This is a genomic window from Streptomyces sp. NPDC001401 (genome assembly GCF_042895385.1).
Taxonomy (GTDB): domain Bacteria; phylum Actinomycetota; class Actinomycetes; order Streptomycetales; family Streptomycetaceae; genus Streptomyces.
On the sequence record NZ_JBIAWI010000010.1, the window covers coordinates 293906 to 302875 of the forward strand.

9 protein-coding genes and 1 pseudogene are annotated in these 8970 nt (G+C 69.7%); 5 read left to right on the plus strand and 5 right to left on the minus strand.

Going from position 1 to position 8970, the window contains the following annotated elements:
* The first annotated feature begins 246 nt into the window (after positions 1–246).
* The gene (locus tag ACFY10_RS31130; protein ID WP_390668531.1) at positions 247–402 is read left to right on the plus strand and encodes a hypothetical protein; all 156 of its coding nucleotides are present in this window, start codon (positions 247–249) and stop codon (positions 400–402) included.
* A 12-nt stretch (positions 403–414) separates the two neighbouring features.
* On the opposite strand, the gene ACFY10_RS31135 is transcribed toward ACFY10_RS31130, so the two are convergent.
* Complete coding sequence (locus ACFY10_RS31135) at positions 415–1284, minus strand: helix-turn-helix transcriptional regulator (RefSeq protein ID WP_390668532.1); 870 nt, start codon at positions 1282–1284, stop codon at positions 415–417.
* A 201-nt stretch (positions 1285–1485) separates the two neighbouring features.
* Here ACFY10_RS31135 and ACFY10_RS31140 point away from each other — a divergent pair.
* Positions 1486–2263: pseudogene (locus tag ACFY10_RS31140) on the plus strand (SDR family oxidoreductase).
* 109 nt (positions 2264–2372) lie between these two features.
* Positions 2373–3146, plus strand: coding sequence for an SDR family oxidoreductase (locus ACFY10_RS31145; protein WP_390668533.1), 774 nt, complete (start codon positions 2373–2375; stop codon positions 3144–3146).
* A 208-nt stretch (positions 3147–3354) separates the two neighbouring features.
* On the opposite strand, the gene ACFY10_RS31150 is transcribed toward ACFY10_RS31145, so the two are convergent.
* Together ACFY10_RS31150 and ACFY10_RS31155 are read right to left on the minus strand one after the other, a co-directional pair.
* On the minus strand, positions 3355–4458 hold the full coding sequence (locus ACFY10_RS31150) for an acyl-CoA dehydrogenase family protein (protein ID WP_390668534.1): 1104 nt from the start codon (positions 4456–4458) through the stop codon (positions 3355–3357).
* Between the two features lie 104 nt (positions 4459–4562).
* A complete protein-coding gene (locus tag ACFY10_RS31155) occupies positions 4563–5606 on the minus strand; it encodes a ScbA/BarX family gamma-butyrolactone biosynthesis protein (protein ID WP_390668535.1) in 1044 nt (347 codons plus the stop codon).
* Between the two features lie 169 nt (positions 5607–5775).
* Between ACFY10_RS31155 and ACFY10_RS31160 the strand changes: the two genes are divergently transcribed.
* Positions 5776–6399, plus strand: coding sequence for a ScbR family autoregulator-binding transcription factor (locus ACFY10_RS31160; RefSeq protein ID WP_390668536.1), 624 nt, complete (start codon positions 5776–5778; stop codon positions 6397–6399).
* A 229-nt stretch (positions 6400–6628) separates the two neighbouring features.
* On the plus strand, positions 6629–7225 hold the full coding sequence (locus tag ACFY10_RS31165; RefSeq protein ID WP_390668537.1) for a TetR family transcriptional regulator: 597 nt from the start codon (positions 6629–6631) through the stop codon (positions 7223–7225).
* 8 nt (positions 7226–7233) lie between these two features.
* Here ACFY10_RS31165 and ACFY10_RS31170 read toward each other — a convergent pair whose 3' ends face one another.
* Positions 7234–7911: an HAD family hydrolase gene (locus tag ACFY10_RS31170; protein ID WP_390668538.1), complete on the minus strand. Its 678-nt coding sequence runs from the start codon at positions 7909–7911 to the stop codon at positions 7234–7236.
* Positions 7912–8124: 213 nt separating this feature from the next.
* Complete coding sequence (locus tag ACFY10_RS31175; RefSeq protein WP_390668539.1) at positions 8125–8913, minus strand: thioesterase II family protein; 789 nt, start codon at positions 8911–8913, stop codon at positions 8125–8127.
* Positions 8914–8970 lie beyond the last annotated feature (57 nt).

The following is an 8970-nucleotide window of genomic DNA, read 5'->3' on the forward strand; positions in this document are numbered from 1 at the left end:
CAAACCCCTTGAGGGCAGGGGTATTTGGGAGTTTCGCATGAGTGTCCCCCGTTCAGTTTTTTCCAAAACGGTGATCACCTTAGTGCACCCACTCCGGCACGGCCCGTGACGCCAGAAGCCAAGCCGTATCCAGACGGCAGGTCTGTGTGGCCGGACAGGGGCCCGGTCGCGTGATCCGGGGCTCCCGCTTCGCTCGATTTTCCGCGCGAGCGCACCGCCGCCGAGCTGAAAGAACGCCGGCGCGCGTTGAAGCCCCTCGAGATCGTCGGCTACTCGATGGCCGACCATCATCGCGCCTCGATCGTCGTGGACGCACTGACGATGGCCGTCGGGAGTGGCGTCACCGCCGTCCTGTCAGCAGGGAGGCAAGGAGCTGAGCTCGGCCGGAACGGCGAGCTGTAGCGGCCCGGCCCTCTACGCACCTCCTTCCGGCGTCCCCGTCGGCTGTGGGGCTGTCCAGCTGGTGAGGAGTTGCAGGGCTCGGGTGGTGTCGGAGGCGGGTTCGACGTTGTAGACGCACAGCGTCTGGTCCGTGTCACCGGGCACTTGGAAGGACTCGTAGGAGAAGTGCAGTTCGCCGACCAGGGGGTGACGGTAGTGCTTGGCGCCGTGGGTCCGGCGCAGCACCCTGTGATCGTTCCACCAGGTGGAGAACTCCGGTGACTTCAGCGTGAGTTCGCCGACGAGGTCGGCGAGCTGGCGGTCATGGGGGCTTCGGCCGGCTTCCAGCCGGAGGATGGCGACGGTTTCGGCGGCGATCTGCTCCCAGTCGCCGACCCGTTCACGGGCGTCGGGGTCCAGGAGGTAGTAGCGGGCCAGGTTTCGGCGGGGTGCGGGCAGGGCGTCGAAGTCGGTCAGGACCTCGCGGGCCAGGCGGTTGGAGGCCAGGACGTCGGTGCGCCGGCCGAGGATGAACGCGGGTACGTGGTCGAGGGTCTGCAGCATCAGATGCAGTCCGGGGCGCACGCGCTGGGGGCTGGTCGGAGCTCGGCGGGCCGGTGCGGGACGTGCCAGGAGGTCGGTGAGGTGCTCGCGCTCGGAGGGGTCCAGCCTCAGGGTGCCGGCGAGGGCTTCGAGGACTTCGGGGGAGGGGTTCTGTGCCCGGCCCTGCTCGATGCGGGTGTAGTACTCGGTACTGACTCCGGCCAGTCTGGCGACCTCGTCGCGGCGCAAGCCGGGCACGCGGCGGGCACGGCCGTCCTCGGGCAGCCCTGCTTGGTCGGGGGTGACCCGGGCACGGCGAGTGCGGAGGAAGTCGGCGAGCTCGTTACTACGGTCATCCATGTCCTCCAGTGTGGCGGGCGAGAGTGGGACAAGTCCCGGGCCGGGTGGTACTGCCAGTACCTTCCTTGTGGATACCTGCCTGGTCAGGGCCTTTCCCGGCGCCCCGTGAGGCGTCTGTGGGTGGTGTCCTTGTGGAGGAGCCGATGGCGACAGGCCGCGGCCCCGAGCCCCTCATCCCACTCACCTTGAAAGGTGTGTCTCATGACCACGCAGACTTCCGCCCGTCCTCTCTCCGGCCGCGTCGCGGTCGTCACCGGTGCCTCCAGTGGCATCGGCGAGGCGTCGGCCGAGCACCTGGCCGGACTCGGTGCTCGTGTCGTCGTCCTGGCCCGGCGTGCCGACCGGCTGCAGCAGTTGGTGGTCCGGATCGGGAAGAACGGCGGTCAGGCCCTGGCCCTGGCTGCCGACGTGACCGACGCGGCGGCGGTACGGGCGGCGGCGGACCGGGTCGCGGCAGAGTTCGGCGGTGCCGACCTGCTGCTCAACAACGCGGGCGTCATGCTTCCCGCCCCGATCGAGGAGCTGGCCACCGAGCAGTGGCAGCAGCAGATCGACCTCAACATCACCGGCCTGATGAACGTCATCGGCGCGTTCACGCCGCAGCTGGTGAAGGCCGCTTGAGGAGCGCGGTGTCGCGGACCTGATCAACACGTCGTCGATCGCGGCGCAGAACATCTTCCCGAACTTCGCTGTCTACTCCGCGACGAAGGCATACGTCACCCACCTCTCCCGGCACCTGCGGGTCGAGCTGGGTGCGAAGAACGTGCGTGTCTCGGCGATCGAGCCCGGCATCGTCGGTACCGAGCTGCAGAGCCACGTGACGGACGAAGGTGCTCGTGCGTGGCTGGAGGGATCGAAGGAAACCATGGAGTGGCTCGCTCCCGAGGACATCGCGCAGACCGTCGGGTTCGTCGCGTCCCTCCCGCCGCGGGCCAACCTCCAGCAGGTCACCATCATGCCGACCGCCCAGGCCAGTTGACCGTTCCCGCTCACGGCCTCGCCGATGCGGAGCCGGTCACGTTCTCGCGCCGCGCTCCGTCATCGAGTTGAAAGCCCACCATCGGAACCGTCCACGGAAGGTAGACATCATGCAGAAGTCCACCAGGATCGCAGTCGTCGGAGCGACGGGCCGGGTCGGCAGGCACGTTGCGCGGGTGCTTGAGGAACGCGACCACCAAGTCGTCCCCATCTCACGCTCCTCGGGCGTGGACGTGGTCACCGGGGAGGGCCTGGCCGAAGCCCTGAACGGCGTCGAAGTGATCATTGACGTGTCCAGCACTCCTTCGCCCGAGCAGGCGGCGGCCACCGAGTTCTTCACCACCACCGCTCGTAACCTGCACCAGGCCGGACACAAGACCGGCGTCCGCCGGATGGTGGTGGTGTCGATCATCGGCATCGACGGCTCCACCACCGGCTACAACGCGGCCAAACTGGCCCACGAGAAAGCAGCGCTGGCCGGCCCGCTCCCCACCCGGATCGTGCGGGCCGCGCAGTTCCACGAGTTCGTTGAACAACTGGTCGGCTGGGGTACCCAGGGTGAGGTCGCCTATGTGCCCAACATGCGCACCCAGCTCGTCGCCGCCCGCACCGTCGCCGAGAAACTGGTCGAGGTCGCCACCGACGCGGATCCGGCGCCCACAGGCGCGCCGTACCCGGAGATCGCCGGCCCCCGAGCCGAGAACCTGGCCGACGCAGCACGCCTGCTGGCCGCTCGGCGGGGCAGCCCGTCCCGCATCGAGGAAGTGAGTGACCCGGCCAACCCCGACCGGGACCTGTTCGAGAACGGCGGCCTGCTCCCCGGCCCACACGCCACCCTTGCCGGACCGACTTACGCGGACTGGCTCGACCAACCCACCCCCTGAAGCGCAGCCCAGGAAGTTGCCCCTGCGACTGGTTTGTCGATGTCCGACAACTGCCATGTGCAACTACCGAGGGCTCCGAAGAAAACCGCAGGTCAGGCCTCTGACCTGCGGTTTCTTCGTCCATCTGTACATGTACCCCCGGCCTCCGTACCGATCACTGCGAACGCACGCCGAGGCTTCCTGTCGGACTGTTCAACAACTAACTCGACTAACTCGACTGCGAGGATGCGGAAGCAGCGTTCTGCGGAGCCAGTGCGACCCCGCCGTACAGGGTGGCCGCGTTTTCGAACTGGAGGACTGCGTGTGCGGCGACTGTGTGCAGGTCGCGCCAGCAGCGCTGTACTGTGCCGGCGCCGTCGCGGGCGTGTGCGCCGCCGGTGCGGAAGAGGCGTTCCACGGCGGTGACCAGGAGGTCTACGGCGACCGAGGCGTCGCGGTGGTTGCGGGCGATGCCGAACGGGGTCACGGGTTCCTGGTCGGCCCGGCGGGCCGCCTCGGTCACCAGCAGCCGGGCGGCGTCGATCTCCGCGGACGAGCGGGCGAGCGTCTGGTGGAGCGTGCTGCTGAGTGAGGCACCGGTCGCGGCCTTCGGGGCGGCCCACCGGGTCCAGGCGCGCAAGGCCGCGCGGGCCGCGCCGAGGGCGGGAGCGCAGAAGATCAGGCCTCCGACCAGCTGGGCGGGAACGCTGTGGCAGCGCGGCCGGCCGGCGTCGGACCGGCCGGCGAGGACGTCGCCGAGGGCGAAGGAGCGGTGCTCGGGGACGGAAGTCGGCCCCAGCACAACGGTGTTGCTCCCCGTGCCGCGCAGGCCGGTGCTGTGCCAGGAGTCGATCACCTCGATCTCGGCACGCGGTACGGCGAAGACGCGTGCCGTGCCTTCCTGTCCCGGCTCCTGCGGCAGCCGGGCGGCGAGCAGCACCCAGTGCGCACTGCCCACTCCGCTGACGCACTCCCATTCGCCGCTCAGCGACCAGCAGTTGCCCCCGGTGCGTACCGCCCGGGCGGCGTGAGGTGCGAGCCCCGCGGCGATCCGTACGTCGGGGGAAGACCCCCAGAGGTCGAACTGGCCCTGCTCCGGAAGGAATGCCGCGAACCTGCTGTGCGCCGCCCACAGTCCGGCGCACCAGGCGGCAGAGGTGCAGTATTCGCCCAACTTCGCGGTGGCGTGGATGAGTTGATGGAAGTCGCCTTCCTGGCCGCCCCAGAGGCGGGGCACGAAGTAGGCGGGGAAGCCGGCCCCCGTGATCGCGGCCACCGTGTCGGCGTCCAGCCGCCGTTGCCGGTCGGCGGATTCGGCGCCGCGGGCCGCCAAGACCGCCGATCTTTGCGTCAGCGGTTCCGACAGGCCCTGTCGGAGTGCCCGGGCTTCGGCTTCGAGGGGTTGCGTCGTCTCCACTGGCTCGATGGTCCGCAGTGTCACGCCCGGGCCCCCTGCACACCGACGAATGCGAGCCGCTCGGCCTGGGAGTCCTGGGGGCGTGACCAGAGGGTGGTGGAGGTCACGAACGGGCGGTCGCCCTGGTGCGCGCTGATACGCAGCCGGCGCAGTGACGCGTCGCGCGTCGGCTCGTCCATCTCCTCGACCACCAGCCGGGCCGGTTCGTCGAGTTCGCCGAACGCCAGGCACTCGACCTGCGAGGAGACCAGGGTCAGCGGGGTGCCCGGGCTGTCGGTGTTGACCAGCAGATAGCCGAGCTGGCGGAACCCCTCCAGCGCCACCATCAGCGGGACGTGGTCGCTGGGGTGGTCGAAGTAGATGGCGTGGTCGGTGTCGACCCGCAGCCACCAGCCACCGTTCTGAGCGCCGTGTTCCAGCACGCAGTCCTTGGTGCGGAGCCGGCCGACCCTGGCCGGGGGGACCGTTATGCGCCCGGCGGCGCCCGCGCCTGCGCCCTCCTGACGGGCGGCCGCGTCGCGGCGGCGCAGGAGCGAATACCTGCGGTCGTCCACGGCGATCCCGCTGATGCGGCCGCGGCCGCATACCTTGCCGTCGATGGTCAGTACGACGTCCAGGCGCATTCCGTACCGGTTCGGCGGGCGGTTGCCCTCCCAGGTCCACTCCGCGTCCAGCACCACGTTGAGCGGGGCGGCGCCGACCTTCAGCGGGGCCGCGTCCTCGAAGTCGAAGCTCAGCCGGTCGCCGATGAAGCGGTGCGTGAGCGGCACCCCGAAGTAGGTGTGCGGCAGGTAGACGAACATCTGCCGGATGGTCTCCGCGAACAGCAGCGGGTCCGTGCGGCCCGCGGCGTCCGGGTTGTGCAGCGCATGGTCGCGCGGCCACTGGGCGGCGACCAGGAAGTGCCCTTCGCCGAGCTGCACGCTGTCGGTCAGGAGTACCTCCGCCACCGCCGCACGGTGCACCAGATGACGGGGCACCGGCTGCAGGAACTCGAGCCCGCGGTCGCCGTGCGTGACGCTGCCCTCCGCTTCCGTCGAGCGAGCACGAACGGATTCGGACACGATGGACGTCGTTTGCCTCACAGAATCCCCCAGAAAAGTGAGTGAATGAGCCAAGACTCGTGAAGGAGTCACTGGCACACGAAGAACATACCTTCGTGAAGGTATAATGGGGAAGGTTTCTCTGACATCAACATCGAACGTGCTGCGCACTGCGCAGAAGGGACTGGGTATGAGCACGCGCGCCCGCCGGACCCCCGCCGTCTCCGACCTCAAGCAGGAACGCGCCATACGGACCCGGGCCCTGATCCTGGACGCGGCGGCTCAGGCGTTCGCCGACAAGGGGTACCCCGACACCACCCTTCTCGACGTGGCGCAGTTGACGGGCGCGACCAAGGGAGCGGTCTACTTCCACTTCGCGAACAAGAACGCCCTGGCCGTCGCGGTGACGGAGGAGTTCTACGTCCGCCTGCGCGGCCTTGTGGAGGAGGTGGGGAAGGCGGAGCTGCCGCCGGTGGCCAAGATCGGCCGACTCATCACTCGTACCGGCGAGATGTTCCGCGACGACACGGTCATCAAGGCCGGCGCGCGGCTGCAGATCGAGCAGTCGCTCATCGATGCGGACCTGCCGACCCCGTTTCTCGGGTACGGGGAGGCGGTCACCGAGCTGCTGCGGGCGGCCGAGGCGGAGGGTGCGCTGCCTGACGGGAGTGAGCCCGAGGCCCTCGGGCGCGTGCTGGTCGCGGCCTTCTTCGGTGCTCAGCACATGTCCTGGGTGATCAACGATCGCGTCGACATCGCCGACCGGGTGCGGGAGGTCCTCGCGATCATCCTCCCTGGCGCGGTGCCGGCCTGAGCGCGGCGGGACGCGCTGACCGGCCGGGCCCGGCCGCAATCCACAGCCCTCGCGCAAACGGGGTGTGCGCGAGGCCGGTAACGCATGCCCCGGTGTGCGGGGCGGTTCCGATGAAGGGGCATGTCTCGAAAGTGGCATGATCCCGATCTTAAAAAGATTCCTTCTGGAGGGTATCTTCTCGCTAAAGGCCCAGCTCAACGCAGAGGTGGCAGACACACAGAGGTGGCAGATGAGTCAACAGGAGCGGTCGAGGCGTACGCGCGAACGGGTCCTCGACGCCGCGGCCCAGGAGTTCTCCCGCCACGGGTACGCCGATGCCGCCGTGCAGTCCGTCGCCGCGCGCACCGGAATGACCAAGGGTGCCCTGTACGGACACTTCGCTTCGAAGGAGAAGCTCGCCGACGCGCTGGTCGCCGAGGGGGCGCGGATCTGGGGCCGTATGCTCCAGGACTCCGCTCCGGCCGGAGCCACCCCGCTCGGCACGCTGCGGTCGCTCACCGTGGGCCTCGCCCATGCCCTGCGCGAGGACGCCCGGCTCAGGGCGGCGGTCCGGCTGGAGAACGACGGGCTGCTCGCCGGGACCGGTGAGGGAAGCCTGCTGCGCGATGTGCACGGCTCGATCGTGTCCGTGGTGCGGCGGGCGCAGGATGTCGGCGACGTGACGGCGGAGCAATCCGCCCAGACCATCGCCCAGCTGCTGCTCTCGGTGGTCTTCGGTGCGCAGTCCGCCGCCGTGCTGACCAGTGAGGAACGCTTCGGTACCTGGCTCGAGCGGGTGTGGGAACTGGTGCTCGCGATGGTCGGGGACACCCGCGTCCGCGGCTGAGAGCAGGTTCACGCCCCTGAGACCCCGGGCAGGCTCCGGCCGCCCGCCACGGCGACGACGTACGCGCGCAGGGCCGGGTCGTCGCCCACCGCGGTCGGATGGCCGACGGCCCGCAGCAGTTCGAGGTCGGACACGTGGTCCCCGTAGGCGAAACAGTCCCGCGGATCCACTCCGTGGCCGGCCGCCCAGGCGAGAGCGGTGTCCGCCTTGGCGGCGCCGATCATCGGCCGGGTCACCTCTCCGGTGAGCCGGCCGTCCAGGACCACCGGCGAGGTGCCGAACGCCTCGTCGGCTCCCAGGTGTTCGGCGATCGGGTCGAGGCAGGCGAAGAACGAACCGGACACCAGCACCGTCGGGTCGCCGGCCTCGCGGTGGCGGCGGAAGGCCTCGACGCCGGGCGCGTGGAAGAAGCCGCCGGCCCTCAGCTGTTCCTCGAACCAGACCCTGCCCTGCTCGGCGAGCCGGTCCGCCGAAGCGCCCTCGTACAGCGTGTAGTACGCCCGGTTGGCCTCCTCCCGGGAGGCGCCCCGGCTCTTGAGCCGTACCAGGCCCGCGTACGCCTCGTCGTACGCGGCGGGCGGGCGGCCCTCGGCGGCCAGGTGGAAGCGGAGAAAGCTGAAGAGGGTCTTCTGCGCCACCAGCGTTTCGTCGACGTCGAAGAAGGACGCGCGGCGTGCCGGACTCATGGGTGTCTCCTCGGATGACATGGCGTGCACGGTGGATCCGGGCACGGTCGAGCGGGGGACTGTCGGCAGAAAGGCGGAGGTGAGCTCCGCCGACGACGCACGCGCCCATCGTGATTCGTGCGGTACGGGCGGGGAAAGAGTGATCCCACAGGCTGAAACCGAACGCGTGTTGGAATCTAATGCTCCCCCAAGAAACGGTAAAACCGGTTATGTTCAGGCCAACTTGGGGGCGGGTCCGGAAGCCGGGCTGTACCGCCTGAATTCCGTCACGATCCGGTCCACGACCGTGGCCGTGCGGCCCTGGAAGTAGAAGTGCCCTCCGCTGTAGAGGTGTTGGCCCGCCGGGCGGTCGGTGGCGTCCGCCCATGCGACGAGCTGGCGCGGGGAGACCACCGGGTCGTCGGCCCCGCCGAACAGCGACAGTGCGACCGGCATACGTGCCCTGCGCGGACGCCACCCCTCGGCGAGCCGGAAGTCGTCGCGGACCCGGGGGGCGATCCGCCGCCACACGTCCTCGTCGTCCAGTGCCCTGGCCGGCAGTCCGCCCATCTGGGCGAGGACGGTGCGCAGTTCACGGTCCGGGAGGCTGTGCACGGGCCTGGGCCGCAGCGTCTCCGCGGCCAGTGAGGGGGCCCGGCACGCGGACACCCCGAGCCAGCGCGGAATAGGGGCACCCAACTCATGGAGTCTGGCGGCCAGTTCGTAGGCCACGGCGGCACCCATGCTGTGCCCGAAGAGCGCGAACGGGCGGTCGAGGTGTGAGCGGATGGCATCGATGAAGTACGAGGCGAGCGCCCCCGCGTCGTGCAGCGCGGGCAGCCGGCTCAGCCGGCGCCGGCCCGGCGCCTCCAGGAGGCATACCTCCCAGTCGGCCGGGAAGTGCGGCACCCAGTCGGCGAAGACCCGGTGCGATCCGGCGGCGTGGTGGAACAGGAAGATGCGCACCGAGGGATCGGCGACCGGGCGCGGCCGGACGACCGAGAGGGCGTCGGTGTCTGTCATGCGTGTCACCTCCGACTTCGCTCGGAACGAGACGAATCGAGTGGAGGGCGGTGACGG